Annotated in this window: 25 protein-coding genes; 12 read left to right on the forward strand and 13 right to left on the reverse strand. The window is 71.1% G+C overall.

What is annotated here, in order from left to right; genetic code table 11:
* A partial coding sequence (locus tag ACQSSQ_RS20095) for an integrase core domain-containing protein (protein ID WP_431329363.1) occupies window positions 1-125 on the forward strand: 125 nt, incomplete at its 5' end.
* A 762-nt stretch (window positions 126-887) separates the two neighbouring features.
* Here ACQSSQ_RS20095 and ACQSSQ_RS20100 read toward each other — a convergent pair.
* Window positions 888-1,403 (reverse strand): hypothetical protein, encoded by a 516-nt coding sequence (locus ACQSSQ_RS20100; RefSeq protein WP_431328913.1) that lies wholly within the window; start codon window positions 1,401-1,403, stop codon window positions 888-890.
* A gap of 58 nt (window positions 1,404-1,461) precedes the next feature.
* Here ACQSSQ_RS20100 and treS point away from each other — a divergent pair, with 58 nt between their 5' ends.
* Window positions 1,462-3,171 carry a maltose alpha-D-glucosyltransferase gene (treS, locus tag ACQSSQ_RS20105; protein WP_431328914.1) on the forward strand — a complete coding sequence of 570 codons (1,710 nt, stop codon included), beginning with the start codon at window positions 1,462-1,464 and terminating at the stop codon, window positions 3,169-3,171.
* Window positions 3,168-4,676 carry a maltokinase N-terminal cap-like domain-containing protein gene (locus tag ACQSSQ_RS20110; protein WP_431328915.1) on the forward strand — a complete coding sequence of 503 codons (1,509 nt, stop codon included), beginning with the start codon at window positions 3,168-3,170 and terminating at the stop codon, window positions 4,674-4,676. The genes treS and ACQSSQ_RS20110 overlap by 4 nt, the downstream gene beginning before the upstream one ends.
* A 22-nt stretch (window positions 4,677-4,698) precedes the next feature.
* Here ACQSSQ_RS20110 and ACQSSQ_RS20115 read toward each other — a convergent pair whose 3' ends face one another.
* Window positions 4,699-6,201 (reverse strand): hypothetical protein, encoded by a 1,503-nt coding sequence (locus ACQSSQ_RS20115; protein ID WP_431328916.1) that lies wholly within the window; start codon window positions 6,199-6,201, stop codon window positions 4,699-4,701.
* Window positions 6,202-6,335: 134 nt separating this feature from the next.
* On the opposite strand from ACQSSQ_RS20115, the gene glgB reads away from it, so the two are divergent.
* Both glgB and ACQSSQ_RS20125 read left to right on the forward strand, forming a co-directional pair.
* A complete protein-coding gene (glgB, locus tag ACQSSQ_RS20120; protein ID WP_431328917.1) occupies window positions 6,336-8,156 on the forward strand; it encodes a 1,4-alpha-glucan branching protein GlgB in 1,821 nt (606 codons plus the stop codon).
* The gene (locus tag ACQSSQ_RS20125; protein WP_431328918.1) at window positions 8,149-8,985 is read left to right on the forward strand and encodes an NUDIX domain-containing protein; all 837 of its coding nucleotides are present in this window, start codon (window positions 8,149-8,151) and stop codon (window positions 8,983-8,985) included. Before glgB ends, ACQSSQ_RS20125 begins: the two co-directional genes overlap by 8 nt.
* Before the next feature lie 13 nt (window positions 8,986-8,998).
* Here the strand turns inward: ACQSSQ_RS20125 and ACQSSQ_RS20130 are convergent, their stop codons facing one another.
* From ACQSSQ_RS20130 to ACQSSQ_RS20145, 4 genes are all read right to left on the reverse strand, one after another.
* On the reverse strand, window positions 8,999-10,000 hold the full coding sequence (locus ACQSSQ_RS20130; RefSeq protein WP_431328919.1) for a DUF8094 domain-containing protein: 1,002 nt from the start codon (window positions 9,998-10,000) through the stop codon (window positions 8,999-9,001).
* Window positions 9,997-10,950 carry a hypothetical protein gene (locus tag ACQSSQ_RS20135; protein ID WP_431328920.1) on the reverse strand — a complete coding sequence of 318 codons (954 nt, stop codon included), beginning with the start codon at window positions 10,948-10,950 and terminating at the stop codon, window positions 9,997-9,999. Before ACQSSQ_RS20135 ends, ACQSSQ_RS20130 begins: the two co-directional genes overlap by 4 nt.
* A 77-nt stretch (window positions 10,951-11,027) precedes the next feature.
* A complete protein-coding gene (locus ACQSSQ_RS20140; protein WP_431328921.1) occupies window positions 11,028-11,948 on the reverse strand; it encodes a tetratricopeptide repeat protein in 921 nt (306 codons plus the stop codon).
* 57 nt (window positions 11,949-12,005) lie between these two features.
* Window positions 12,006-12,335 (reverse strand): hypothetical protein, encoded by a 330-nt coding sequence (locus ACQSSQ_RS20145; RefSeq protein ID WP_431328922.1) that lies wholly within the window; start codon window positions 12,333-12,335, stop codon window positions 12,006-12,008.
* Window positions 12,336-12,380: 45 nt separating this feature from the next.
* Between ACQSSQ_RS20145 and ACQSSQ_RS20150 the strand changes: the two genes are divergently transcribed.
* Window positions 12,381-13,796, forward strand: a complete 1,416-nt coding sequence (locus tag ACQSSQ_RS20150) for an amidase (protein ID WP_431328923.1) — start codon at window positions 12,381-12,383, stop codon at window positions 13,794-13,796.
* A gap of 10 nt (window positions 13,797-13,806) precedes the next feature.
* Window positions 13,807-14,841: a mechanosensitive ion channel family protein gene (locus ACQSSQ_RS20155; protein WP_431328924.1), complete on the forward strand. Its 1,035-nt coding sequence runs from the start codon at window positions 13,807-13,809 to the stop codon at window positions 14,839-14,841.
* Between the two features lie 236 nt (window positions 14,842-15,077).
* Here ACQSSQ_RS20155 and ACQSSQ_RS20160 read toward each other — a convergent pair whose 3' ends face one another.
* Together ACQSSQ_RS20160 and ACQSSQ_RS20165 are read right to left on the reverse strand one after the other, a co-directional pair.
* Complete coding sequence (locus ACQSSQ_RS20160; protein WP_431328925.1) at window positions 15,078-15,500, reverse strand: globin; 423 nt, start codon at window positions 15,498-15,500, stop codon at window positions 15,078-15,080.
* A 22-nt stretch (window positions 15,501-15,522) separates the two neighbouring features.
* Complete coding sequence (locus tag ACQSSQ_RS20165; protein WP_431328926.1) at window positions 15,523-16,293, reverse strand: acyl-CoA thioesterase; 771 nt, start codon at window positions 16,291-16,293, stop codon at window positions 15,523-15,525.
* Window positions 16,294-16,437: 144 nt separating this feature from the next.
* On the opposite strand from ACQSSQ_RS20165, the gene fabG reads away from it, so the two are divergent.
* From fabG to ACQSSQ_RS20180, 3 genes are read left to right on the forward strand one after another with little or no spacing between them, the layout of a single operon-like run.
* Window positions 16,438-17,193 (forward strand): 3-oxoacyl-ACP reductase FabG, encoded by a 756-nt coding sequence (gene fabG, locus ACQSSQ_RS20170; protein WP_431328927.1) that lies wholly within the window; start codon window positions 16,438-16,440, stop codon window positions 17,191-17,193.
* A 1-nt stretch (window position 17,194) separates the two neighbouring features.
* Window positions 17,195-18,223: a phosphotransferase family protein gene (locus ACQSSQ_RS20175; RefSeq protein WP_431328928.1), complete on the forward strand. Its 1,029-nt coding sequence runs from the start codon at window positions 17,195-17,197 to the stop codon at window positions 18,221-18,223.
* An 18-nt stretch (window positions 18,224-18,241) separates the two neighbouring features.
* On the forward strand, window positions 18,242-19,486 hold the full coding sequence (locus ACQSSQ_RS20180; RefSeq protein WP_431328929.1) for an acyl-CoA dehydrogenase family protein: 1,245 nt from the start codon (window positions 18,242-18,244) through the stop codon (window positions 19,484-19,486).
* Between the two features lie 43 nt (window positions 19,487-19,529).
* Here ACQSSQ_RS20180 and ACQSSQ_RS20185 read toward each other — a convergent pair whose 3' ends face one another.
* The 4 genes from ACQSSQ_RS20185 to ACQSSQ_RS20200 all read right to left on the reverse strand — a co-directional run bounded on the left by ACQSSQ_RS20185 (window position 19,530) and on the right by ACQSSQ_RS20200 (window position 23,533).
* Window positions 19,530-20,312: an SDR family oxidoreductase gene (locus tag ACQSSQ_RS20185; protein ID WP_431328930.1), complete on the reverse strand. Its 783-nt coding sequence runs from the start codon at window positions 20,310-20,312 to the stop codon at window positions 19,530-19,532.
* 1 nt (window position 20,313) lies between these two features.
* A complete protein-coding gene (locus tag ACQSSQ_RS20190) occupies window positions 20,314-21,078 on the reverse strand; it encodes an SDR family oxidoreductase (protein WP_431328931.1) in 765 nt (254 codons plus the stop codon).
* Window positions 21,075-22,298, reverse strand: a complete 1,224-nt coding sequence (locus tag ACQSSQ_RS20195) for an acetyl-CoA C-acetyltransferase (protein ID WP_431328932.1) — start codon at window positions 22,296-22,298, stop codon at window positions 21,075-21,077. The genes ACQSSQ_RS20190 and ACQSSQ_RS20195 overlap by 4 nt, the downstream gene beginning before the upstream one ends.
* A gap of 89 nt (window positions 22,299-22,387) precedes the next feature.
* On the reverse strand, window positions 22,388-23,533 hold the full coding sequence (locus ACQSSQ_RS20200) for an acyl-CoA dehydrogenase family protein (protein WP_431328933.1): 1,146 nt from the start codon (window positions 23,531-23,533) through the stop codon (window positions 22,388-22,390).
* Window positions 23,534-23,640: 107 nt separating this feature from the next.
* Between ACQSSQ_RS20200 and ACQSSQ_RS20205 the strand changes: the two genes are divergently transcribed.
* A complete protein-coding gene (locus ACQSSQ_RS20205; RefSeq protein WP_431328934.1) occupies window positions 23,641-24,222 on the forward strand; it encodes a TetR/AcrR family transcriptional regulator in 582 nt (193 codons plus the stop codon).
* A 156-nt stretch (window positions 24,223-24,378) separates the two neighbouring features.
* On the opposite strand, the gene ACQSSQ_RS20210 is transcribed toward ACQSSQ_RS20205, so the two are convergent.
* Window positions 24,379-24,915, reverse strand: coding sequence for a YceI family protein (locus tag ACQSSQ_RS20210; protein WP_431328935.1), 537 nt, complete (start codon window positions 24,913-24,915; stop codon window positions 24,379-24,381).
* Between the two features lie 143 nt (window positions 24,916-25,058).
* Between ACQSSQ_RS20210 and ACQSSQ_RS20215 the strand changes: the two genes are divergently transcribed.
* Entirely contained in the window at window positions 25,059-25,544 is a 486-nt protein-coding gene (locus ACQSSQ_RS20215) for a MarR family winged helix-turn-helix transcriptional regulator (protein ID WP_431328936.1), read from the forward strand.
* Window positions 25,545-25,582 lie beyond the last annotated feature (38 nt).

Below are 25,582 nucleotides of genomic sequence, written 5' to 3' on the forward strand. Positions count from 1 at the left end.
AATCAGCCCGCCTCGCCGCCCTGCCAGCATGGCTCCACGAGTACAACCACCACCGGCCCCACTCAGCACTCGGCAAAGCCGCACCCATCACCAGGTTGAACAACCTGGCTGGACATCACAGCTAGCGGGAGAGGTGCCTGTCTCGACCTCCGGTGGTCGAGGAGGACGGAGCGCCAGCGGGCGCCCCGGTGGTCGAGTAGGACGGAGCACCAGCGGGCGCCCCGGTGGTCGAGTAGGACGGAGCGCCAGCGGAGTCCGTATCGAGACCCCCTGCCCAGACCAACAGGTCTCGATACGCGGACCCACCTCAGGTGGTCGAGTAGGACGGAGCGCCAGCGGAGTCCGTATCGAGACCCCCTGCCCAGACCAACAGGGTCTCGATACGGGCTCGTCCCTCGCCCTACTCGACCAACAGCACCCGCCCCGGTGGTCGAGGAGGACGGAGCGCCAGCGGAGTCCGTATCGAGACCCCCTGCCCAGACCAACGGGGTCTCGATACGGGCTCGTCCCTCGCCCTACTCGACCAACAGCACCCGCCCTGGTGGTCGAGTAGGACGGAGCGCCAGCGGAGTCCGTATCGAGACCCCCTGCCCAGACCAACGGGGTCTCGATACGGGCTCGTCCCTCGCCCCACTCGACCAACGGCACCCGCCCCGGTGGTCGAGGAGGACGGAGCGCCAGCGGAGTCCGTATCGAGACCGCCTGCTCTCTGCGGGGTCTCGATACGGGCTCGTCCCTCGCCCTACTCGACCAACGGACCGCCCTCTGGTGGTCGAGTAGGACGGAGCGCCAGCGGAGTCCGTATCGAGACCCCCTGCCCACACCCACGGGGTCTCGATACGGGCTCGTTCCTCGCCCTACTCGACCACCGGGACCAGCGGACCTGCTCAGACGGGGGTGCCGCGGAGCGAGGAGAGGTAGTCCCACGCGTCCACGAGGCGCATCGTCGTACGCCGCCGCAGCAGCTTGAGCGCCCGCCAGCGGCCCCACCGGAACGCCAGCAGCCGACGCAGGTCGTCGGCCAGGTCCGAGTCGACCTCGGCGTGGTCGAGGTTGGACGCGTCGGCGTACGCCCGCTCGATCAGGCGTCGCTCGACGGCCTCCGACCACTCCTCGACCCGCGCCTTGGCCTGGAGCAGCGACATGTCGGTGCTCGCGTGGAGCAGCCGGGTGGCCTCCATCTTGCGCCCGGACTCGAGGAGACGCGTGATCTCCGAGCGCGTCACCTCGTCGACGGGGCGGTTGCCGCGGGTGTTGAGCTTGGCGTGCTTCAGCTCCGGCGCGACCGGCGTGAGGCGCCGCGCGGCGACCGGCTCGGGGGTCTCGCGGCGACCGCCCCACCACATCAGGAGGGCGCCGATGGCGACTCCCGAGAGCACGGCGGCGATCACGGCCAGGAGCATGAGAACAGCCTAGTGCCGCGATCTTCGGCCCGGTGGGAGGCGTGCGAGGATGGCGCGCATGGACGTCCCCGTGCCCATGCCGGGCTCCCCCACCGACCGGCGCGACGACGACCCGCTGTGGTTCAAGAGAGCGGTCTTCTACGAGGTCCTGGTCCGGTCGTTCCACGACTCGACCGGTGACGGGATCGGCGACCTCGCGGGTCTGACGAGCAAGCTCGACTACCTCCAGTGGCTCGGTGTCGACTGCCTGTGGCTCCCGCCGTTCTTCCCCTCGCCGCTGCGCGACGGCGGCTACGACGTCGCCGACTACACGAGCGTCTCGCCCGAGCTCGGGACCGTGGAGGACTTCAAGGAGCTCCTCGACGAGGCCCACGCACGCGGCATCCGCGTGATCATCGACGTCGTCATGAACCACACGTCGGACGCGCACCCGTGGTTCCAGGCGTCGCGGACCGACCCCGACGGGCCGTACGGCGACTTCTACGTGTGGCACGACACCGACGAGGCGTACGCCGACGCGCGCATCATCTTCGTCGACACCGAGGCGTCGAACTGGACGTACGACCCCGTCCGCGGGCAGTACTTCTGGCACCGCTTCTACAGCCACCAGCCCGACCTCAACTTCGAGAACCCCGCCGTGCACGACGCGATGCTGGACGCTCTGCGGTTCTGGCTGGACCTCGGCGTCGACGGGTTCCGGCTCGACGCCGTGCCGTACCTCTACGAGGAGGAGGGCACCAACGGCGAGAACCTGCCCCTGACGCACGCGTTCCTGCGGAAGGTACGGCGCTACGTCGACGACAACTACCCGGGCCGGGTCCTGCTGGCCGAGGCCAACCAGTGGCCCGCCGACGTGGTCGACTACTTCGGGGACCCGGAGGTCGGCGGCGACGAGTGCCACATGTGCTTCCACTTCCCCGTCATGCCGCGCCTGTTCATGGGGGTACGACGCGAGTCGCGCTACCCGATCAGCGAGATCATGGAGCAGACCCCGGACATCCCGGACGGCTGCCAGTGGGGCATCTTCCTGCGCAACCACGACGAGCTCACCCTCGAGATGGTGACCGACGAGGACCGCGACTACATGTGGCGCGAGTACGCCAGCGACCCGCGGATGAAGGCCAACATCGGCATCCGCCGCCGCCTCGCGCCGCTGCTGGACAACGACACCAACCGCATGGAGCTGTTCACTGCGCTGCTGCTGAGCCTGCCGGGATCCCCGGTGCTCTACTACGGCGACGAGATCGGCATGGGCGACAACATCTGGCTCGGTGACCGCGACGGCGTCCGTACGCCGATGCAGTGGACGCCGGACCGCAACGCCGGCTTCTCGGTCGCCAACCCCGGCAAGCTGAGCCTCCCGGTGATCATGGACCCCGTCTTCGGGTACCAGGCGGTCAACGTCGAGGCGGAGCAGGAGAACACCTCCTCGCTCCTGCACTGGACACGGCGCATGATCCACATCCGCAAGCAGCACCCGGCGTTCGGCGTCGGCACGTTCCGCGACATCGGCGGCTCCAACCCGTCGGTGCTGTCCTTCGTGCGCGAGCACGAGGGTGACGTGATGCTCTGCGTCAACAACCTGTCGCGGTTCCCGCAGCCGGTCGAGCTGGACCTCCACGCCTACGCCGGCGTCCGCCCGGTCGAGACGTTCGGAGGGGTGGAGTTCCCCGCGATCGGCGACCTGCCCTACCTGCTCACGCTGGCGGGCCACGGCTTCTACTGGTTCCGCCTGGGACGACCGGCCGAGATCGAGGGGGCAGCATGACGGACACGCCCGGCACCGGAGACCGTACGCCGGCCGACCGCACGACGGCCGATCGCACGACGGCGGACCGCAGGCCAGGTGACCGGCGGGAGGTGCTCGACTACCTGGTGCGCCAGCGCTGGTTCGCCGGCGAGAGCGACGGGTGGGAGCTCGAGCGCATCACTCCGCTGGGCTGGCTGAGCCGGCCAGCGACCGGTCTCGGGGTGCGCTTCGAGCTGGTGACGGTGCGCGGACCGGGCGGGCCGCACACCTACAACGTCCCGCTCGCGTACCGGCCCGAGCCGGTGGACGCCAACGCGTACGGGTTCGTCGGGACCTACGCCCCGGGGCTCGGCGAGACCGCGGACGAGCTGTTCGTGTACGACGCGGTGCACGACCCGGAGGCCCGCCGCGTCCTCATGCGGGGCTTCTTCGACGCGACGGACACCGAGCCGCCGGCCGACACCGTCTACTCCTCGCACCTCCCGCACGACGAGGACGGCGCCACGCCCATCGGCCCGGACTCGGAGTCGGTCCTCCTCGCGGTCGAGCAGTCCAACACGTCTCTGGTGGTCGAGGAGACGGCGATGCTCAAGGTGTTCCGCAAGGTCGTCGCCGGCCGCAACCCGGACGTCGAGATCCACGATGCGCTCGCCGGTCCGGGCGACGACGCGATCGCTCCGCTGTGGGGATGGATCACCGCGACGCCGACCGGCGGCGGGCAGCCGTACGACCTCGCGATGCTGCAGAAGTTCCTCCGGACCGCCACCAACGGCTGGGAGAGCGCGCGCACGAGCGTCCGCGACCTGCTGGCCGAGCCGGGCCTCACGCCCGAGGAGGCCGGCGGCGACTTCGCCGGCGAGGCGGCGCGCCTCGGTGAGACGGTGCGGCTCGTGCACTCGCTGATGGCGGACCGGCTGTCGACGACGTCGTGGGGCAACGACGACCTCCGTGCGCTGGCCGACCGGCTGGACGCCCGGTTCGACCGGCTCCTCGAGCGTGCACCTGACCTCGGCCGCTTCGCCGACGGCGTACGCGCTCGCTACGACCGGCTCCGCTCGCTCGAGGGTCCGGTGGTCGCGCAGCGGGTGCACGGCGACCTCCACCTGGGGCAGACCCTGCGGACCACCGCCGGCTGGAAGCTGATCGACTTCGAGGGCGAGCCGGTGGCCCCGCTCGAGGAGCGGGTGACCCTCGACTCCGCCCTGCGCGACGTCGCCGGGATGGTGCGGTCGTTCGACTACGCCGCGAACTCGTACGTGCTCCAGACCGGCACGGACGGCGATGAGGCGAAGAGCCAGGCCCTCGCCTGGGTCGAGCGCAACCGCGCTGCGTTCCTCGACGGCTACTACGCCGTGCCCCCCGCCGACGACACCGCCGCCGACAGCGGCCCGTCGGAGGTCGAGACGGCGCTGCTCGCGGCGTACGAGGTGGACAAGGCGGTGTACGAGCTGGTCTACGAGCTGGACCACCGACCCGACTGGCGCGCGGTGCCCGAGGGAGCCCTGGAGCGGCTGCTCGCGTGAGTGCGCACCGGCCGGCCGACCGTCAGCGGCGCACGATCTTCCAGGTCGGCGTCTCGATCGAGCCGTAGTTGGACCCGTCAGGTGCGCGCACCACCAGCTTGAAGCGGAAGTACTCGCCGCTGTCCCACCCACGGGGGAAGCGGATGGTCACGCGGCCCCGCGCGTCGGGGCGGTAGCTGCGGGCGCGCTCCCACGCCCCCCACCGGTACTCCCCCTTCCACAGCTCGACGATCGCTCCCGTCGAGGGCGCGATCGTGACCGTCCTCCTGACGATCTTCTTGCGCTTGGTGTGCAGCGTCCGCTTGGGCCATCCCGTCAGGCGCGGGCGGATCGCGACGTACGCGTCGTGCTCGGCCGTCGTCCGGTACCCCGACTCGGCGGCGTTGCCGTGATAGCGCAGCTGGAGCCGGCCCGAGTCCTTCACGGTGACCCTCGTGGTGAACGAGGCACGGCCGTAGGGGTCGAGCACGCCGTTCACCGATGCGACGCGACGCCAGACGGAGGAGAACCACGGCTTGTACCAGACCTCGGCCGGCCGCGGCGCCGTGCCGAGCAGTGTCTGGTCGTCGGCGCCGCCGAGGAGCCACGTCGCGACGTACGGTCGCCCCAGCTCGACGACCTGGTCCATGGACTTGCCGACCACCTTGACGGCCCGCCGTACGACGAGGACCTCGGGCAGCGACTCGTCGACGACCGTCCGCCACGGCAACGGGGACGCCACGACCACGCGGACGCGGAGTCTTCCGGCAGGCAGCGACGCGCTGACCTGGTACGACCCGCTCGCGTCGGTCCTCGTCGTCGCCCGGCGCGTCCAGGTCGAGGAGCCCGCGGCGGCGGTCTCCAGGTGGACCACCGCGCCGACGTACGACTCGTACCCCCACTCCTCCCACGACTCCCGTCGCACCCGCCCGTGCCAGGAGATCGGCCTGCCGGCCGCCAGCGTCCCGCTCGCCTCCCCGGGCAGGTTCCCCCACGGGGTGTGCACGACGTCGAGGTGGTAGGCCTCGACGGACACGGTCTTCGAGGACGACGTTGCCGCGGCGTCACCGGCGAAGGAGACCCGCCACTGGCTGTCCGCGGCGATCTGCCGGAACGCCTCGAGCGCGGCCACGCCGTCGGCGCCGGTCGTCGCCTCGCCCACGGGCGTCCAGGCGGACCAGACGCCTCCCGCGAGGGTGCGGATCTCCCAGGTGACCGTTCGCCCCGCCACGCCGGTCCAGTCGGCCTCCGCGAGCACCTCGGACGCGCTCGCGAGCGCGGCGAGTCCTGTTGCTTCCTCGTCGTAGCACCCCTCCTCGTCGATGTCCTCGCCCGGACCGGTCGCAGCATCGACGAGCCGCACCGGCGGTGCCATGATCTCGTCGCCGGCGAGGACGACCGAGGGATAGCAGACGTCGGTGAGCAGCTCGGTGACCACGGGCACCTCGGGCTCGGCCTGGGCCGAGACCGGCGCCAGCAGGCCGACGACGAGGAGCAGGAGCAGCAGCGGGCGCACGAGGGAACGCCGCGTCGGGGGAACGCGCATGGCGGGATCGTAGGGCGGGCGGCGTGGCGGCCGACCTCCATCAGGCGCTCCGACATCCAACCGTGACCTTCGCCTCCCCTCGTCCTCCCGACGGCCTCAACACGGCGTCGCCCGCGCGTGAAAGACTCGCGGACATGACGCGAGACCTGTGGCACGACCTCGGTTCTCACCGGCGCGAGGGCGGCGTGGACTTCGCCGTCTGGGCGCCGAACGCGCACGACGTCCAGGTCCTGGGCGACTTCAACGGGTGGGACGGCAGCGGTCACGGCCTCCGACGCGGCGACGACGGCGTCTGGCGCGGTCGGGTCGAGGGCGTCGACGACGGCGCGCTCTACAAGTACGCCGTCCACGGCGCCGACGGGGTGCGCCGGGAGAAGGCCGACCCCTTCGCCGTCTGGGCGGAGGTGCCGCCGGCCAACGCCTCGCGCGTCTTCACCTCGCGCCACACATGGACCGACGACGCGTGGGTAGAGCAGCGGCGCACCCGGCAGCCGTGGGCGGAGCCGATGAGCGTGTACGAGGTGCACCTCGGCTCGTGGCGGGTCGGCCTGAGCTACCGCGAGCTGGCCGAGACCCTCGTCCCGTACGTCGCGGAGCAGGGCTTCACTCACGTCGAGCTGATGCCGGTGATGGAGCACCCGTTCGGCGGCTCGTGGGGCTACCAGGTGACCGGCTACTACGCGCCGACGGCACGCTTCGGCGACCCCGACGACTTCCGGGCCCTCGTCGACGCCTTCCACGCCGCAGGCATCGGCGTGATCCTCGACTGGGTCCCCGCGCACTTCCCCCGCGACGAGTGGGCGCTCGGGCGCTTCGACGGCACGCCGCTCTACGAGCACCCCGATCCGCGACGCGGCGAGCATCCCGACTGGGGCACGTTCGTCTTCGACCTCACCAAGGGCGAGGTGCGGGAGTTCCTGCTCGCCAACGCGTTCTGGTGGTTCGAGGAGTTCCACGTCGACGGCCTGCGGGTCGACGCCGTCGCCTCGATGCTCTACCTCGACTACTCGCGCGGGCCCGGCGGCTGGGTGCCCAACGTGCACGGCGGCAACATCGACCTCGAGGCCGTGTCGTTCTTCCAGGAGCTCAACGCGTCCTGCTACGCCCGCTTCGGGGGCATCGCGATGATCGCCGAGGAGTCCACCGCGTACGACGGCGTGACGCGCGACGTCGCGTACGACGGGCTGGGGTTCGGCTTCAAGTGGAACCTCGGCTGGATGCACGACACGCTCGGCTACTTCGCCGTCGACCCGATGTACCGCAGCCACGACCACCACCGGCTGACGTTCGCGATGATGTACCACCACGCCGAGAACTTCGTCCTCCCGCTCTCCCACGACGAGGTCGTGCACGGCAAGGGGTCGCTGCTGGGCAAGATGCCGGGCGACCGCTGGAAGCAGTTCGCGGGGCTGCGCGCGCTGCTGGCCTACCAGTGGAGCCACCCGGGCAAGCAGCTCCTGTTCATGGGGGCCGAGATCGCGCAGGACCGCGAGTGGTCCGAGGAGCGCTCGCTCGACTGGGACGTGCTCGACGCCGGGGCGGCCGAGGCGTCGTCGCACGCGGGCGTGCAGCGGCTCGTCAGCGCGCTCAACGCCACCTACGCGGACAACCCCGCGCTGTGGAAGGACGACCACACGCCGGACGGGTTCGCGTGGCTCGAGGCCGACGACGCCGCCAACAACGTGTACGCGTTCTTGCGCCGCGGCGACGGTCGTACGCTCGTCTGCGTGGCGAACCTGTCCGGCAACACCTGGCAGCGCTACCGCGTCGGCCTCCCGGAGAAGGGCGCGTGGCGGGTCGTGCTCTGCACCGACGACACGGAGTACGGCGGCGCGGGTGCGTCCCCGGACCCCGAGCTGGTGACGGAGGAGATCGCGTGGCACCGGCAGACCTCGTCGGCCGAGCTGCGGCTCCCCGCGCTCTCGGTCACCTGGTTGGAGCCCGTCGATGGCTGACCTGACCCTCCGCTCGGCCGGCGACGACGTGTACGAGGTGGTCGACGGCGACCGGGTCCTCGGCACCGTCACGCTCGTCCGCGAGGACACCCGTACGGCGTCGGTGCGGTGGGAGCTCGGCCGCACCGAGGAGCCCCGACGGTCCCAGGCGGTCAACCTCGCGATCACGCACGCGTTCGACGAGCTCGGTGTCACGCGCGTGCAGACGCTGGTGAGCGAGGACGCCGTCGCCGACCGCCGCGCCGCCGCCCGTGCCGGGATGCGTCGCGACGGCCTGATCCGCCAGGTCGACGCCCCGGACCAGGAGCTGCTGTCGCGGCTCGCCGACGACCCGCACCCGCACACGCGGGAGGGGTTCGTGGCGATGCTCAACGCGGCGCTCCCCAAGAAGCGAGCGATCGCGCAGGCGCTCGTCCGCGACGCCGAGGGCCGGGTGCTGCTGTGCGAGCTGACCTACAAGCGGGAGTGGGACCTGCCGGGCGGCGTGGTCGACCCCGGCGAGTCACCGGCCGACGCGGTCGTGCGCGAGCTGCGCGAGGAGCTCGGGGTCGACGCCCGCGTGCGCGGCCTCCGTACGGTCAACTGGCTGCCGCCGTGGAGCGCGTGGGACGACGCGGTGCTCTTCGTGTTCGACGTGGAGGCGTGGGACCCCGACGCCCCGCTCACGCTGCAGCCGACCGAGATCGAGGCGGTCCACTGGTGCGACCGCGACCTCGTGCGCGAGCGCGCCACGGCGGCGACGATCGAGCTGCTCGACAGCCTCGACGACGACCCGGACGACACCTACCGCGAGGCCGGGCACGTGTTCCGGCCGACGGTCGAGGACTGAGCCTCCCGCCGCGTCAGGGCGCGGCGACGCTCCCGGTGTCCTCCGACCCGATCACGCCGCCGTACTGGCCGAGCACCCGCGGCAGGCCGACCCCGCCCTGCGGCGGGACGTACATCAGCACCTGGTGGTAGTAGCGGAGCACACCCGAGCGGTTCATCGGGCTGCCGAGGTAGGCCTTCTGCTCCGAGTCCTCGGGCCAGGTGACGCTCGCTCCGGGAGCGAGCACCCAACCGTCCTGCCTCATCAGGGTGCCGAAGACGAGGGCCCCGCCGTCCTGGGTGCGCACCGCGTGCGTCACCGGCTGCGAGGCCCAGGTGCGCTGGAAGGTCGTCCCCGGCTTGGCGAGCGCCGCCGCCTGGGCACGCATCTGCGTGACGAACGAGTCCGCGGTGACCTGCGTGGCGCGAGGCGAGTTCGGGTCGCCGAGCGTCGCCGCGTACGCCTGCATCGCCGCCGTCGGGCTCGATAGCAGCCCGTCGCTGTCGTCAGGTCCGACCGTCTCCACCACGCCGTCCACCGTCTTGGGGACCGGCAGCACGGTGCTGAGCAGCGCCTCGGGCGACGTCGTGAGCTCCCACTGGGCCGTCGAGGACTCGCGTTCGAAGACCTGGACCCTCCGCAGGCCGCGGGCGTCGTCGCGCGCCGTCGTCATGAACCAGAGCGGGTACGCGTCGAGGCGCGGGGTGAACACGTCCTCGATCTCTGCCGGTGCGACCTCCTGACCGGTGGAGGCGTTGCCATGCAGACGCTTCGCGACGTCGATCGCGCCGGCATCGACGGCCAGCATGGGGCCGGTCTCGACGAGGGCGAGGATGTCCGGGTCGAGGGCGGTGAACGCGGCGCCGCGCGCCTTCTCGTAGTTGCGGTACGTGCGGTCCACTTCGCCGTGGTCGGCGGCGACCTTCGAGACGTCGTTGCTCGTCTTCTCCAGCGGGAACACACCGCAGCCGGTGACGAGGGTGAGCGTGAGCGCGCTCGCGGCGAGGAGCGCGGCGCGGCGGCGAGCGGCGGTCATACGCGTCCCCCGCTGGGGGCACGGCCGGCCTTGGTGGGCTCGCTGCCGGCGGCGGTCTTCTTGTCGGCGTCCTTCTTGTCGGCGCGCTTCTCGGCGGTGTCCTTCGCGTCCGTGTCCTTCGCGTCGGGTCCGTCCGGTCCGGAGCGCCTCCCGCGACGCAGCAGGCGCCGACGCTTCTTCGTCGCCGCCCCGCTGTCCCCGCCGCCGTCGTCCGCGCGGCTGGAGTCCGGCGCCCCCTCCTCAAGGAAGTCGTCCCACGTGTCGGCGTCGGACGGATCGGTCTCGAGCCACGGGGTGTCCCACTCGTCGTCGACGAACCCGGGCGCGTCGACGGCGGGAGCGCGCCGACGGACGCCCGGCACGAGCCCGAGGGCGACCAGCCCCAGCACCGCGGCGCCGAGCCCGGTGAGGGTCACGCCGACGGCGACGCCGAAGGCGCCCGGCACCTCGTACGCCCCGGTCAGGCGCAGCCCCGCGAGGTCGGAGTCCCCCACGGCCAGCACGGCCAACGACACGGTCTCGTCGGGGAGCCGGAAGCGGAGCTCCGCGCCGCCGACGCCGGAGGACTGCTCCACCCACCAGTCCAGCGCGGTCGGAGCGGCCGGGAGCTGCGGGTCGCCGTCGACGGCACGCGTGCGGACCGACCACGGGACGCGATAGCGCGTGACCTCCAGCCGCGCCGTCGACGCGAGGTAGTCGTCGAGGTCCAGCGTGTGCGCCAGGCCGAGGAAGACCGGCTTGTCGTCGGGCAGCTCGACGAGGACGCTCACCTGCGGGCCGAAGCGGGCGAGCACCGACGGGCGCGTCACCACCGCACGTGCGTCGGTGTCGATCTCGCGGGTCCCGGTCGTCATGCGGTCGTCCGGGCCGAACGCGACAGCGGCCACGGCACCCAGGATCGCGGCAAGGATCCCGAGCGTCAGCAGCCCGACCCCCGCCACCCGTCGCATGGAGCCAGTATGCCGGGCGGACCGTAGACGTCGTCCGTCGACGGCCCGGCGGACCTCAGAACGACGGGACGGCGACCTCAGAACAACGCGGACGCGAGCTTGCGACGGGCCTGGCCGACGCGCGGGTCGTCGGGGCCGACGATCGTGAACATCTCGACGAGCCGGGCGCGTACGCGCTCGCGCTCGTCGCCGGCCGTCCGGCGCACGAGGTCGATGAGGCGACCGAACGCGTCGTCGACGTGGCCGCCGGAGAGGTCGAGGTCGGCGACGAGCAGCTGGGCGTCGACGTCGTCCGGGTTCTGGGCGGCGGCATCCCGCGCAGCGGTCAGGTCGGCGTCGGCCGTCCGGTGCAGCAGCCGTGCGCCCGCAAGCCGCTCGGAGGCCTCGGTGTCGGCCGGGTTGGACGCGAGCAGCTTCTCGTACTCGGCGATCGCGGTGGCGTAGTCGCCCTCGGCGAACGCGTCGTCGGCGGCCGCGAAGCGCGGGTCCTCGACCGGGCCCTCGTCGGCCGCGCCGTCCGCGGGTCCCCCGACGGGCGCTGCCGTGCCCGTCACGCCGTTGGCCTGCGCGACCCGGAGGAGCTCGTCGAGGTACTGGCGGACCTGGGCCTCCTCGGCCGTGCCCTGGAACAGCGGCACCGGCTGACCCTTGACGACGCCGACCACGAACGGCACGCCCTGCGCCCCGAGCATCTGCGCGATCTGGGGGCTGGTGTCGACGTCGACGCGTGCCAGGAGCAGGCGTCCCCCGTAGGAGTTGGCGACGTCGGCGAGCGTCCGGTTGAACGCGTCGCCCTGAGGCGCGCGCGACGACCAGAGCGCCAGCACCACGACGTGGTCGAGCGAGCTCTGGAGGACTTCTTGGAAGTTCTGCTCGGTGACGTCGAGCACCCACGAGGCGCCGGCGGGGGCCGGGGCCCCGGGAGCACCCGCCGGTGCGCCGGGAGCGGTGTTCTTCAGCGCCGACAGGTCCACGGCGCCGGGACGCGAGAAGCTCATCGTCGGGTCTCCTCGAGAGGTTGGGTCAGCGGATGGCCGATCTCAGCGGGCTGCTGGTCAGTGGTGCGCCTCGAGCGTCTTGCGCTCCGTCGAGGACGTGACCGCCACGCCCGGCGCCACGACGTACGGGAGGTAGCTCGGCGTGGTGCGGCGCGCCAGGATGAAGCCGAACAGGGCGAGCACGAGGCAGATCGCGACGGGGATGCCGACGAACACGAGCAGCACGTCGAGCGTCGACATGGACTCACCGTCCTCCCATCCGACCGGGACGTCGGCAGCGGCCGGCGTGGCAGCGGCGACCGCGAGGAGCGGTGACGCGACCAAGGCACCGGCGACGACCGAACGCGCTGCGACACGGGAAGGGGCAGTACGGCTCCGGCTCAGCATGGCGGTCATTCTAGCCGAGGGCTCAGCGCGTCTAGGCTCGGCGGTATGCCCGCTGAGATCGGCACCATCCCCTCTTCGGCCCTTGCCCTCGCGGCGGCCTACCGCAGCGAGGAGGCGGACCCTGTCAGTGTCGTCGACACCCTGCTCGAGCGGGTCGCCGCGCTCGACGCGGAGGTGGGGGCGTTCGTCACCGTGACCGCCGACGAGGCGCGCGCCGCGGCCGTGGCGGCACGCGACGCGCTGCGCGGTCCGGGCGCCGACGCGCTGCCGCCGTTGTTCGGTGTGCCGACCGCCTTGAAAGACCTGACGCCGACGGCAGGGATCCGTACGACCTTCGGCTCGGCCGCGTTCGCCGACCTCGTCCCGGAGATGGACGGCTCCCCCGCGGTCCGGGTGGCGGCCGCGGGGATGATCAGCCTCGGCAAGACCAGCACGCCCGAGCTCGGCCTCCCCTGCTACACCGAGCCCGACGTCGCACCGCCGTCACGCACGCCGTACGACCTGACCCGTGGCGCAGGCGGCTCCTCCGGCGGTGCCGCGGCCGCCGTGGCGACCGGTCTCGTCCCTGTCGCCGTCGGCTCTGACGGCGGCGGTTCGATCCGCATCCCGGCCTCCTCGTGCGGCCTGGTCGGGATCAAGCCGTCGCGCGGCCTGGTCGGTGGCACGCCGGAGGAGATCGACGTGTCGGGGCTCGCCGTCCCCGGCACGCTGGCGCTCACCGTGGCCGACGCCGCGGCGCTGCTCGACGTGCTGGCGCTCACTGGGAGCCGGATGCAGGACGCCTGCGGCCGGGCCCCTGGACGACTGCGGGTGGCACGCTTCTGCGACCCGGTCATCAGCGAGCTCCCGCCCGACCCCGAGGTCGTGGCCGCGTACGAGGACATGAGCCGCCTGCTCGTGCGCCTCGGGCACGACGTGGTGGACGTGCCGCCGCCGTTCGGCCCGGAGACGGTCGCGGCGTTCGAGACGGCCTGGTTCGTCGGCGCAGCGTCGGTGCCCGTGCCGCCCGAGCGCGAGGAGCTGCTGCGCCCGCTGACCCGGTGGGAGCGCGAGCGTGGCCGCGCGGCGACGGGCGTCGAGTACGCGTCGGCGCTGCTCGCGATGCGCCAGGCCGAGCAGCGGACCCTCGAGGCGTACGCGGCGTACGACGTCGTGCTCACACCGACGCTGGGCCAGCTGCCGGCGCCCGTGGGCTCGCTGCGCGACGACGCGGACCCGGCCGCCGACTTCGAGGCGCAGAAGGGCTTCACCCCGTACACGTCGGTCTGGAACATCGCGGGCGCGCCGGCGCTCTCCCTCCCCACCGGGTGGAGCAGCGGTGGGCTGCCGATCGGCACGATGATCGCCGGCAAGCCGGGCAGCGAGCCGCTGCTGCTCAGTCTGGCGGCACAGGTCGAGCACGAGTGCTCCACGCCCGCCAACGCCTGGCGGCGTCCGTCGACGCTCATGGCCGACCGCTAACGTCGGGGGCATGCTCGACACCGCCATGCCCCTGGACAGCGCCAAGTGCTGGGACGATGCCGACAACAACATCTGTCGCCTCGTCCACGACTGGACCGACAACGCGACGCTGGCCGAGCTCTCCGACGTGCTGCTCGCCAAGCCGTTCGCGATCCTCGTCCTCGTGCTCGGCGGCTTCGCGGCCCGGTGGCTGGTCAGCCGTCTCATCGACCGCATCACGCGGACCGCGGCTGCCGGCACCGTCCCCGGCGCCCGGGCGGCAGAGGCTCTCACCCCGGTCCTCCACGAGCGGCGCGAGCAGCGGGCCCGCAGCATGGGGTCGCTGCTGAAGAACATCACGACGATCGTCATCTTCACGATCGTCACGTTCATGGTCATCGCGACACTCGGCTACAACATCGGGCCGCTGTTGGCCTCGGCCGGCATCCTCGGCGTCGCCCTCGGCTTCGGCGCCCAGAGCCTCGTCAAGGACTTCATCTCCGGCATCTTCATGATCCTCGAGGACCAGTACGGCGTCGGCGACGTCGTCGACCTCGGCGACGCGACCGGCACCGTGGAGGCCGTCAGCATGCGCGTCACGCGGCTGCGCGACGTCAACGGCACCGTCTGGTACGTCCGCAACGGCGAGATCCTGCGCGTCGGCAACCAGAGCCAGAACTGGGCGCGCACCGTCCTCGACGTCCCGGTCGGCTACGAGGTCGACCTCGGGCGCGTCCGCGAGGTGCTGCACGAGGTCGCGCACGCGCTGTGGCAGGACCCGGCGTGGAACGGCGCGATCCTCGAGGAGCCCGAGGTGTGGGGCGTCGAGCGGTGGACGCCGGAGGGCGTCGTGGTCCGCGTCGTGCTCAAGACCGCGCCGATGAAGCAGTGGGAGGTCGCACGGGAGATGCGCGAGCTCATCAAGGACCGGTTCGACGCGCTCGACATCGAGATCCCCTACGCCCACGCGGCGGCGTACGGCGCTCCCCCGCAGCAGGCGCCCGAACGGACGGACAAGGAGACCGCCGACGCGGACGAGGACCGGCCGGCCGGCCGCAAGGCCTGACCGCCCGGCCCGTCCCCGGTTTGACCGGTTGGACAAGGTTCTGGTGTCGAAGACCTTGTCGAAGTGGTCAAACCGGGGACGGGCGCGAGGGATCAGCGGTCAGAGAAGTCGAACTGCGCGTTCCCGATCTCGGTGAACCAGTCCCGCACCTTCTCGGCGTCGTCGGTGTAGCTGAGCCCGGCTCATGACCGTGCGATTTCTGTCCGATGTCACCCGGCGATCAATTGACGCAGGCTTCAGCGGGGCTGGACGGGGTCGAGGCCCTCCGGCGTGTTGATCATGAACTGCGCGGCGTGCGTGACGTACGCCCAGAACTCGCGATCGTGCTCCGGCGACAGCGCGACCCGGTCGAGCGCCGCACGGAAGTGCCGCAGCCAGTGCTCGGCGGCGGTCGGCGTCACCTCGAAGGGCGCGTGCCGCATGCGCAGGCGCGGGTGCCCGCGGCGCTCGGAGTAGGTGGTCGGCCCGCCCCAGTACTGGACGAGGAACAGCCGGAACCTCTCCTCCGCCGGACCGAGGTCCTCCTCGGGATACATCGGGCGGAGCACCGGGTCCTCCGCCACTCCCTCGTAGAAGGCCGCGACGATCGCCGCGATCGTGTCGTACCCGCCGATCGCGTCGTAGAAGGTCTGCTGCTGCTCCGCCTGGTCCTGGCTCACGCGTCCATTCTCCCGGGTCGGCTCAAGACGTCGTGAGGTGCGGTACGAGATGGGTCCGCTCGTGCTCCGACAGCTCCCGCGAGCGCTGGGCGACCGGGTCGAAGCCCACCATCACCGCGCGAGAGGTCGCGAGCACGTGCGCGTCGTCGTCGACGATCTCGGCACGGACCTCGAAGGAGGAGCTACCGACGCGGCCGATCGCGCTCCGGACGGCATACGGGCGGTCCCGTCGCCGGACCGGGCGCAGGTAGGTGGTCTCGCTGCGCCCTACGACCCAGGGCAGCTCCGGGTGGCGGGCGCCGATGGTCGAGATGAAGGCGACCCGGGCCTCCTGGAAGAGCTCGAGCATGGCGACCTCGTCCACGGCCCCGCCGGGCGCGAGGTCGCTGGCGCGGACGAGCACCGGGACCTCGGTCGTACGCCCCTGGCGCGGCGCGACCTCCGGCAGCGGGCCGTCGGCGGGGGCGAGGACCGTCCTGCCGCGCAGGTACACCGTGCGACCCCCGTCATCGCGCAGCGCGGCGATCTCCTGGTCCAGGACGCCGTCGCCGTCGGACGTGGTCTCGATCAGCACGGGCTCGGGGCGGAAGACCAGGGACGTGCGGTACTCGAGCTCGAGGCGCAGGATCGGCGCCGCCGTCCCGTCCGTGGAGCCTGTCTCGGCGCTGTCGCCGGCGTCCGCGAACGCCGCGAGCCGGGCCTCGCGCAGGTAGTCGGCGTATGCCACGTTGTTGACGTGCCCGAGCAGATCCATGTCGGCCCACCGCATCGGGCACGCGTAGACGTGTCGCACCCGTCGATCGTGACAGACTCGCGATCGCAGCCCGCACCGGCCCCGGCTCCCCGTGTGTTCTCGCTCACGGGCGATGGGGTACGTTGCTAAGCGACCGCTTAGCGGTGGGAAGAGCATTTCAGCCTGAAGCAACGAGGAGAAGTTGTGAGCCAGCAGCGCACTGCCATCGTCACCGGCGCCGCCCGCGGGATCGGCGCCGCCGTCGCCAAGCGCCTCGCGTCCGACGGACACGCCGTCGCCGTCATCGACCTCGACGAGGCGGCCTGCGCGGCCACCGTCGACGCCATCACGTCCGCCGGCGGCAAGGCGATCGCCATCGGTGCCGACGTCTCGGACGAGCAGGCCGTCGCCGGCGCCGTCGAGCGCGTGGTCGCCGAGCTGGGCGGGCCGACGATCCTCGTGAACAACGCTGGCATCATCCGCGACAACATGCTCTTCAAGATGACCGTCTCCGACTGGGACTCGGTCATGGGCGTTCACCTGCGCGGCGCCTTCCTGATGGCGCGCGCGGCCCAGCAGCACATGGTCGAGGCGAAGTTCGGACGCATCGTCAACCTCTCCTCGACCTCGGCTCTCGGCAACCGCGGCCAGGCCAACTACTCGGCCGCCAAGGCCGGCATGCAGGGCTTCACCAAGACCCTCGCCATCGAGCTCGGCAAGTTCGGCGTGACCGCCAACGCGATCGCGCCCGGCTTCATCGAGACCGAGATGACCGCAGAGACCGCCAAGCGCGTCGGCGTCGACTACGAGGACTTCAAGAAGTTCAGCGCCCAGCAGATCCCGGTGGCCCGCGTCGGCCAGCCCGAGGACATCGCAGCCACCGCGTCGTTCCTCACCAGCGAGGAGGCCGGCTTCGTCTCCGGTCAGGTGATCTACGTCGCCGGCGGACCGAAGGACTGACATGACCGACCTCCCCGGTCTCGATCTCGACCGGCTGGGCACCTATCTCGACGAGACGGTGCCCGGCCTGGTCGGGGGGCCGCTCACCGGCGTCGTCATCGCGGGTGGACGGTCCAACCTGACGTACGACGTGACCGACGGCGAGACGCACCTCATCGTGCGCCGCCCGCCGCTCGGCCACGTGCTCGCGACCGCGCACGACATGGGCCGCGAGTACACCGTCATCAACGCCCTCGGCCCGACCGACGTCCCGGTCCCCCACGCGTACGTCCTGTGCGAGGACACCGAGGTCATCGGCTCTCCCTTCTACGTGATGAGCAAGGCCGAGGGTCGTGCGATCCGGCGCGCCGGCGAGCTCGAGGAGCTCGGACCCGAGCGGACGGCCGACATCGCGGGACGGCTCATCGACACGCTGGCCGACCTCCACGCCGTCGAGCCTGCATCGGTGGGCCTCGCGGAGTTCGGACGGCCCGACGGCTACCTCGAGCGTCAGGTCCGCCGCTGGACCAAGCAGGCCGAGGCGTCCAAGAGCCGTGAGCTCGCCGGTTACGAGGAGCTGCGCGACTACCTCGCCGCGCACGTCCCGAGCCACTCCGACGCCACGATCGTGCACGGCGACTTCCGGCTCGACAACGCGCTCGTCGACACCTCCCCCGACGGCAAGGACCGCATCACCGCGGTCCTCGACTGGGAGATGGCCACGCTCGGCGACCCGCTCTCCGACATCGCGCTGACGATCGTCTACCAGGAGATGGGGCGCTCCACCCGCAACAACGCGGTGGCGGACGCGACCGCTGCGGCGGGCTACCCGACGGTCGACGAGGTGCTCGAGCGCTACTCCGCGCGCAGCGGGCGCGACGTGTCGAGCATGGGCTTCCACCTGGCCCTCGGCTACTTCAAGCTCGCGATCATCGTCGAGGGCATCCACTACCGCTACACGCAGGGCCAGACGATCGGCGAGGGCTTCAGCCGCATGGGCGACGCCACCGAGCCGCTCATCGCCGCAGGACTGGCGTCCGCGCGCGGCTGACCCGCCCAAGGAGCACCGATGGACTTCGCGCTCGACTCCCGGACGCTCGAGCTGCGCGAGCAGCTGCTGGCGTTCATGGACGACCACGTCTACCCGGCGGAGGAGGCGTTCCACGCCTACGTCGACGAGCACCCCGACCACTGGGGGCCGCCGCCGCTGATCGAGGACCTGAAGGCGGAGGCACGCCGGCAGGGCCTGTGGAACCTCTTCCTGCCGGGTGAGCAGGGCGGACCGGGCGAGCAGGGCGGACCGGATGAGGGCGGCGCAGGACTGACCAACCTCCAGTACGCCCCGCTGGCCGAGATCACCGGACGCAGCGCCGCGATCGCCCCCGTCGCGCTCAACTGCGCAGCACCGGACACCGGCAACATGGAGGTGCTGCACGACTTCGGCACCGACGAGCAGAAGGAGCAGTGGCTGAAGCCGCTGCTCGCCGGCGAGATCCGGTCCTCGTTCGCGATGACCGAGCCCGACGTCGCCTCGTCGGACGCGACCAACATCGCGACGTCGATCGTGCGCGACGGCGACGACTACGTGATCAACGGCCGCAAGTGGTGGATCACGGGCGCGATGAACCCGAACGCCAAGATCTTCATCGTCATGGGCAAGACCGACCCGACGGCCGCACGGCACCGCCAGCAGTCGCAGATCCTGGTCCCCCGCGACACGCCCGGCGTCGACGTCAAGCGCGGCATGCACGTGCTCGGCTATGACGACCGCGACCACGGAGGCCACGCCGAGATCGAGTTCACCGACGTCCGCGTGCCGGCGACCAACCTGATCGCCGGCGAGGGCGACGGCTTCGCGATCGCGCAGGCCCGCCTGGGGCCGGGCCGCATCCACCACTGCATGCGATCGATCGGCATCGCGGAGCGCGCGATCGAGCTGATGTGCAAGCGGGCCAACGAGCGCGTCGCCTTCGGCAAGCCGCTGTCGGAGCAGGGCGTCATCCGCGACTGGATCGCGGAGTCGCGGGTGAAGGTCGAGCAGCTGCGCCTGCTGACCCTCAAGACCGCCTGGCTGATGGACACCGTCGGCAACAAGGGCGCGCACTCCGAGATCCAGGCGATCAAGATCGCGACGCCGAGGACGGTGGAGTGGATCCTCGACAAGGCGATCCAGACCCACGGCGCGGGTGGCCTCTCGCAGGACTTCCCGCTCGCCGCGTCGATCGCCGGCGTCCGCACCCTGCGGTTCGCCGACGGGCCGGACGAGGTGCACAAGAACGCGCTCGCGAAGGCCGAGCTCCGCAAGCACCTCTGACCGCCCCGTCCTCACGGCGCCGGGTCGAGAAGGTGACCCGGTGTCAGAAGTCGGCGCGGAGCTCCTCGACCCGTTGCTGGAGCCGGTTCATGCCGCCGAGCCACCGCCCGGGATCGGCCGCCTTCGCCCGCACGTAGTCCGCGACCTCGGGGTGCGGGAGGATCAGGAACCGGTCGTCGCCGAGCGCGGCGTACACCGTCTCTGCCACCTCCTGCGGCGTGATCGCCGTGTCCTTGAGCGTGACGTCGCCCGCGGGACCGGTGTCGTCGAGCATCGCCGTACGCACGCCCTGCGGGCAGAGCGCCTGCACGACGATCCCGCGGTGCCGGTACGTCGCCGACAGCCACTCGGCGTGGGCGACGGCGGCGTGCTTGCTCAGCGTGTACGGCGCGGAGCCGAGCATCATGAGCAGGCCGGCGGCCGACGCGGTGGCGACGAACCGCCCCTCGCCACGCTCGAGCCACTCCGGCAGCAGCGCCCGGGCGGCACGCACGTGCGCCATGACGTTGACCTGCCAGGACGCCTCGAAGTCCTCCTCGGTCGCGGTCTCGGCATCCCCACGGGCGATGCCGGCGTTGGCGAAGAACACGTCGATCGCCCCGAGGTGGTCGCGGGCGGCCTCGACCAGGGCGCGTACGCCGTCGGCCGACGCCGCGTCGCCGGGCACCGCCAGGCCGCCGACCTCGTTCGCGACCCGCTCGGCTGCGTCGGCGTCGAGGTCGTTGACGACGACGCGCGCACCGGCTGCGTTCAGCCGGTGCGCGATCGCCCGTCCGATCCCGTTGCCGCCGCCGGTGACGACGACGCCCGCGCGATCGGGCAGCACGTCAGACTCCGCCGGTGAGCGTGAGACCGCCGTCGACGACGATGTTCTGCCCCGTGAGCCAGCCCGACTCGTCCGACAGCAGGAACGCGACCACCGAGGCGATGTCCTCGGGGACGCCGAGACGCTTCATCGGGTACGCCGAGGACACCTCGTCCTCGCGTCCCTCGTACAGCGCCGTGGCGAACTTGGTCTTCACGACCGCCGGAGCGACCGCGTTGACGCGGACCTTCGGGCCGAGCTCGACCGCGAGCTCCTCGGTCACGTGGATGAGCATCGCCTTGCTCGCACCGTAGAACCCGATGCCCGGCGCCGGCTTGATACCGGCCACCGAGGCGAGGTTCACGACGGTGCCGCCGTGCGCGTCCATCCAGGTGTGGAAGACCTTCTGCGTCCACGCGAGCGCGCTCAGAACGTTGACGGCGAAGATCTTGTGCGCGGCCGCGAGGTCGATGTCGATCATGCGGCCGTAGACCGGGTTGATCCCTGTGTTGTTGACCAGGTGGTCGACCGATCCGAACGCCTCGATCGTCTTGGCGATCGCCTCGTCCTGGTGCTCCGGGTCGTCGCCCTTGCCGGCGACACCGATCGCGACCTCGGGGCCGCCGAGGTGGACCACGGCCTCCTGCAGCGCCTCGTCGTTGCGGGCGGTGATGCACACGCGCCCACCCTCGTCGACGATCCGCTGGGCGATGCCGAGGCCGATGCCGCGGCTCGCCCCGGTGATGATCGCGCTGCGGCCTTCGAACCGCTTCGCGCCGCCCGTCACGAGAGCCGCTCCAGGACCATCGCCATGCCCATGCCGCCGCCGACGCACATCGACTCGACACCGAACTGCTTGTCGTGGGTCTGCAGCGAGTTGATCAGCGTCGCGGTGATGCGCGCGCCGGTCATGCCGAACGGGTGACCGACGGCGATCGCGCCACCGTTCACGTTGAGCTTGTCGATGTCGATGCCGAGCTGCTGGGCGGACCCGAGCGACTGCACGGCGAACGCCTCGTTGATCTCGAAGAGGTCGATGTCGTCGAGGCTCATGCCGGCGTTCTTGAGCGCCTGCGGGATCGCTTCGACCGGGCCGAGACCCATGATCTCGGGCGACAGGCCGGTGACGCCGGTGGACACGATCCGCGCGAGCGGCGTGAGACCGAGGTCCTTGGCCTTCTGGTCGCTCATGATGACCAGCGCGGCCGCACCGTCGTTGAGCGGGCAGGCGTTGCCGGCGGTCACGGTGCCGTCGGGACGGAAGACCGGCTTGAGCTGGGAGACCGCCTCGTACGTCGTGCCGGGCCGCGGGCCGTCGTCGGCCGTCACCTGGGTGCCGTCGGGCAGCGTGACGGGCGAGATCTCGCGCGCCCAGAAGCCGTCCTTGATGCGCTCCTCGGCGAGGTTCTGGCTGCGCACCGCGAAGCGGTCCTGCTCCTCGCGGCTCATGCCGAGGACCTGCTGCACGTTCTCGGCGGTCTGCCCCATCGCGATGTAGACGTCGGGGAGGTGCCCGTCCTCGCGCGGGTCGCTCCACTTCTGGCCGCCCTGCGTGAAGCCCTCGGTCCGCTCCGCGGCGTCGTTGAACACCGGGTTGGTGATCTCCTGGCCGGGGATCGTGTCGCTGTTGCCCTTGACGAAACGGCTGACGGTCTCGACACCGGCCGAGATGTACGCGTCGCCCTCGCCGGCCTTGATCGCGTGGAAGGCCATCCGGGTCGTCTGGAGGCTGGAGGAGCAGTAGCGCGTGACGGTCGTGCCGGGGAGGAAGTCGTAGCCGAGCAGCACCGAGACGACGCGGCCCATGTTCATGCCCTGCTCACCGCCGGGGAGCCCGCAACCCAGGATCAGGTCGTTGATGTCGCGGGGGTCGAGCTCGGGAACCTTGTCGAGCGCGGCCCGCACCATCTGCGCGGTGAGGTCGTCCGGACGCATGTCCTTGAGCGACCCCTTGAACGCGCGGCCGATCGGCGAACGCGCGGTGGAGACGATGACGGCTTCGGTCATGAGACTTCCTTCTCTAGATGCCGGTCTTCTCTTGGTTGAGCCCGAGAGCTGCGTCGTCCGTACGGACGAGGGTGGGTCCGACCGGATGGTCAGAGCCCGAGGTCACGGCCGATGAGCTCCTTCATGATCTCGTTCGAGCCGGCCCAGATCTTGGTGACGCGGGCGTCGCGCCAGGCGCGCGCCACGCGGTACTCGTTCATGAACCCGTAGCCGCCGTGCAGCTGCACGCAGTGGTCGAGGACCTCGTTCTGGACCTGCGACGACAGCCACTTCACCTTCGCGGCGTCGATGGCGGTCAGCTCGCGCTTGGTGTGCGCGAGGACGGCGGCGTCGACGTACGCCTCGATCGACTCGATCCGCGTGACGAGCTCGGCGAGGAGGAACTTGTTGTGCTGGAACGACCCGATCGGCTGCTTGAAGGCCTGGCGGTCCTTCGCGTAGTCGATGGTCTCGAGCAGGATCTGCTTGGCGTGCGCCACGTTGGAGACGGCGCAGGACAGCCGCTCCTGCGGCAGCCGCTCCATCATCGAGATGAAGCCGCGGTCGACCTCGCCGATGACCTGGGCGTCGCTGACGCGGACGTCGGCGAAGAACAGCTCGGCGGTGTCGGACTCGGACTGCCCGACCTTGTCGAGCTTGCGGCCGCGGGTGAAGCCCTCGGTGCCGGTCTCGACCGCGAACAGCGTGATGCCCTTCGCACCCTTCTCCGGGCTGGTGCGGGCGGCGACGACGACGAGGTCGGCCGACCACCCGTTGGTGATGAACGTCTTGGAGCCGTTGATGACCCACTCGTCGCCGTCGCGGACGGCGGTGGTCTTGAGCGCGGCCAGGTCGGAGCCGCCGGACGGCTCGGTCATCGCGATCGCCGTCAGCAGCTCGCCGGTGACGAAGCGCGGGAGCCAGCGCGCCTTCTGCTCGTCGGTGGTGAGCTCGACGAGGTACGGCGCGACGATGTCGGAGTGGATGCCGGTGCACGACGGCAGCGCCGCGTTGACCTTGGAGAGCTCTTCGGCGAGGACGGCGTTGAAGCGGAAGTCGTTCGCCTCGGCACCACCGAACGCCTCCGGCACCTCGAGACCCAGGAGACCCTGCTTGCCGGCCTCGAGCCAGTAGTCGCGCGGGAGGCCCTTGTCCTCGGCGTACTGCTCGGCGTGAGGCAGGACGCTACGCTCGACGAACTCACGCACCGACGCGCGGAACGCCTCGTGGTCGTCGTCGAAGATGGCTCGCTTCATCGGGAGTGCCTCCGGGTTATGAGATCACGATCACCTAGAGTGTACTAAGCGCTCGCTTAGCGCGAGGAGGGTCCCCTCCTCCCCCGGAGACACGACCAGGAGACGCCATGACCGACGTACCCGCCCGCGAGCGGCTGATGGATGCTGCGGTCGAGGCGTTCGCCGAGCGGGGGTTCCACGCCACGACGACGCGCGACATCTCGACGCGGGCCGGCATGAGCCCGGCGGCGCTCTACGTGCACCACGCGTCGAAGGAGCAGCTGCTCTACGAGATCAGCTCCGCGGGCCACCAGAACACCCGCAACATGATCCTGGCCGCGTACGCCTCGACGGCCGACCCGGTCGACCGTCTCGCGACCATCCACTTCGAGTTCAGCAAGTGGCACGCCGTTCACAGCAAGCGCGCCCGGGTCGTCCAGTACGAGATCTCGGCGCTGACGCCCGAGCACCGCAAGGAGGTCGCGGGCTACCGGCGCGACATCGAGCGCGTCTACCGGGACGCGATCGCCGAGGGTGTGGAGAAGGGGGTCTTCGAGGTCGACGACGTCCCCGGCACGGCGCTCGCCCTCATCTCCATGGCGATCGACCTCGTGCGCTGGTACCAGCCCGACGGCCCCCGCACCCCCGACGCCGTCGGCCACCTCTATGCCGACCTGGCACTGCGCGCGGTGGGCGCCACGCGCAGCTGAGACCGCCCGAGAAGCACAGAGCGGCCGTCCCGGAGCAGAAGCTCCAGGACGGCCGCTCTTCGTCGCACGTCCCGTGTCGCCGAGGGGTGGTCCGTCACGGGCAGCGAGCGTCACCGGGCCGGCGGGGGTCCGGCACCGGTGACGGGGTCGGTCAGCTCACTGGGCGAGCACGGCCTCGCCGGTGATGACGATGCTGATCTTGTCGCCGATCATGAGCTTGTCGCCCTCGAGCGGGATGTTGAAGTCGATGCCGAACTCCTTGCGGCTGATCGAGGTGGTGGCCTCGACGCCGACACGGGTGCCGCCCCACGGATCCTTGCCCTCGCCGAGGAACTCGACCGCGAGCTCGACCGGACGCGTGACGTCCTTGATGGTCAGGTCGCCGGTGACGACGAACTCGGTGTCGGACTTCTCCACGACGCCGGTCGACGTGAAGGTCATCGTCGGGTTGCTCTCGACCGAGAAGAAGTCGCTCGAGCGGAGGTGGGCGTCGCGGTCCGGGGTGCCGGTGTTGACCGACGCGAGGTCGATGGTCGCGGTGGTGGTCGACTCGGTGATCTCGGGCTTGGTGGTGATGCTGCCCTCGAACTTCTCGAACTTGCCGCGCACCTTGCTCATGATGTGGCGAACGGTGAAACCGATCTCGGTGTGGGTCGGGTCGAAGTTCCAGGTGCCTGCGGTGATCTGTGCCATGTCGTGCATCCCCTTCGGGTGGTCGTACTCTCTGGTTCGGGTCTGGCGCCGGCCTCTCCGCAGATTGTTGCGGTTTCAACCAACTGCCTTCACCGTACCATAACTAATTGAAGAAGCAACTATTCCCGGGGTACACTTCGGATATGACGACGACCACCCAGACCTCCCCGGACACGCGGTGGCTCAACGACCGGCAACAGGTGCTCTGGCGGTCGTTCCTCGGCGGGTCCACCGTGTTCTTCGACCAGCTCGACCGCGACCTGCGGCGCGAGCACGACCTCTCGATGGCGGAGTACGAGATCCTCGTCCGCCTGTCGGAGGCCCCTGACTGGACGCTGCGCATGGCCGAGGTCGCCGACCAGGTCGCCCACTCGCGCAGCCGCGTCACCCACACCGTCGCCCGGCTGGAGCGCGCCGGCCTCGTGAAGCGCGCCTCGTGCCTCTCGGACGGCCGTGGCGTCAACGCCCAGCTCACGCCCGAGGGGATGGCCCGTCTCGAGGAGGCGGCCCACACCCACGTGGGGGGCGTCCGTCGCTACCTGATGGACAACACCTCCGACGAGGAGTTCGAGATCCTGGGCCAGGTGTTCGAGCGCATCCGCTTGGACCTCGGCGGCCAGGGGTTCTGACCCCCTACCCCGCTCACGTCGTACGAGGCCGGCTTCCC

The organism is Mumia spirodelae (assembly GCF_050632745.1).
Lineage (GTDB): Bacteria > Actinomycetota > Actinomycetes > Propionibacteriales > Nocardioidaceae > Mumia.

Bases quoted from the DNA above. Each gene is read 5' to 3' on its own strand.
- ACQSSQ_RS20130 (WP_431328919.1), bottom strand. From the start codon at position 10,000: ATGACCGCCGCTCGCCGCCGCGCCGCGCTCCTCGCCGCGAGCGCGCTC.
- ACQSSQ_RS20110 (WP_431328915.1), top strand. From the start codon at position 3,168: ATGACGGACACGCCCGGCACCGGAGACCGTACGCCGGCCGACCGCACG.
- ACQSSQ_RS20150 (WP_431328923.1), top strand. From the start codon at position 12,381: ATGCCCGCTGAGATCGGCACCATCCCCTCTTCGGCCCTTGCCCTCGCG.
- glgB (WP_431328917.1), top strand. From the start codon at position 6,336: ATGACGCGAGACCTGTGGCACGACCTCGGTTCTCACCGGCGCGAGGGC.
- ACQSSQ_RS20155 (WP_431328924.1), top strand. From the start codon at position 13,807: ATGCTCGACACCGCCATGCCCCTGGACAGCGCCAAGTGCTGGGACGAT.
- ACQSSQ_RS20210 (WP_431328935.1), bottom strand. From the start codon at position 24,915: ATGGCACAGATCACCGCAGGCACCTGGAACTTCGACCCGACCCACACC.
- ACQSSQ_RS20135 (WP_431328920.1), bottom strand. From the start codon at position 10,950: ATGCGACGGGTGGCGGGGGTCGGGCTGCTGACGCTCGGGATCCTTGCC.
- ACQSSQ_RS20145 (WP_431328922.1), bottom strand. From the start codon at position 12,335: ATGCTGAGCCGGAGCCGTACTGCCCCTTCCCGTGTCGCAGCGCGTTCG.
- ACQSSQ_RS20100 (WP_431328913.1), bottom strand. From the start codon at position 1,403: ATGCTCCTGGCCGTGATCGCCGCCGTGCTCTCGGGAGTCGCCATCGGC.
- ACQSSQ_RS20195 (WP_431328932.1), bottom strand. From the start codon at position 22,298: ATGACCGAAGCCGTCATCGTCTCCACCGCGCGTTCGCCGATCGGCCGC.
- ACQSSQ_RS20205 (WP_431328934.1), top strand. From the start codon at position 23,641: ATGACCGACGTACCCGCCCGCGAGCGGCTGATGGATGCTGCGGTCGAG.
- ACQSSQ_RS20140 (WP_431328921.1), bottom strand. From the start codon at position 11,948: ATGAGCTTCTCGCGTCCCGGCGCCGTGGACCTGTCGGCGCTGAAGAAC.
- ACQSSQ_RS20175 (WP_431328928.1), top strand. From the start codon at position 17,195: ATGACCGACCTCCCCGGTCTCGATCTCGACCGGCTGGGCACCTATCTC.
- ACQSSQ_RS20200 (WP_431328933.1), bottom strand. From the start codon at position 23,533: ATGAAGCGAGCCATCTTCGACGACGACCACGAGGCGTTCCGCGCGTCG.
- ACQSSQ_RS20180 (WP_431328929.1), top strand. From the start codon at position 18,242: ATGGACTTCGCGCTCGACTCCCGGACGCTCGAGCTGCGCGAGCAGCTG.
- ACQSSQ_RS20215 (WP_431328936.1), top strand. From the start codon at position 25,059: ATGACGACGACCACCCAGACCTCCCCGGACACGCGGTGGCTCAACGAC.
- ACQSSQ_RS20125 (WP_431328918.1), top strand. From the start codon at position 8,149: ATGGCTGACCTGACCCTCCGCTCGGCCGGCGACGACGTGTACGAGGTG.
- treS (WP_431328914.1), top strand. From the start codon at position 1,462: ATGGACGTCCCCGTGCCCATGCCGGGCTCCCCCACCGACCGGCGCGAC.
- ACQSSQ_RS20115 (WP_431328916.1), bottom strand. From the start codon at position 6,201: ATGCGCGTTCCCCCGACGCGGCGTTCCCTCGTGCGCCCGCTGCTGCTC.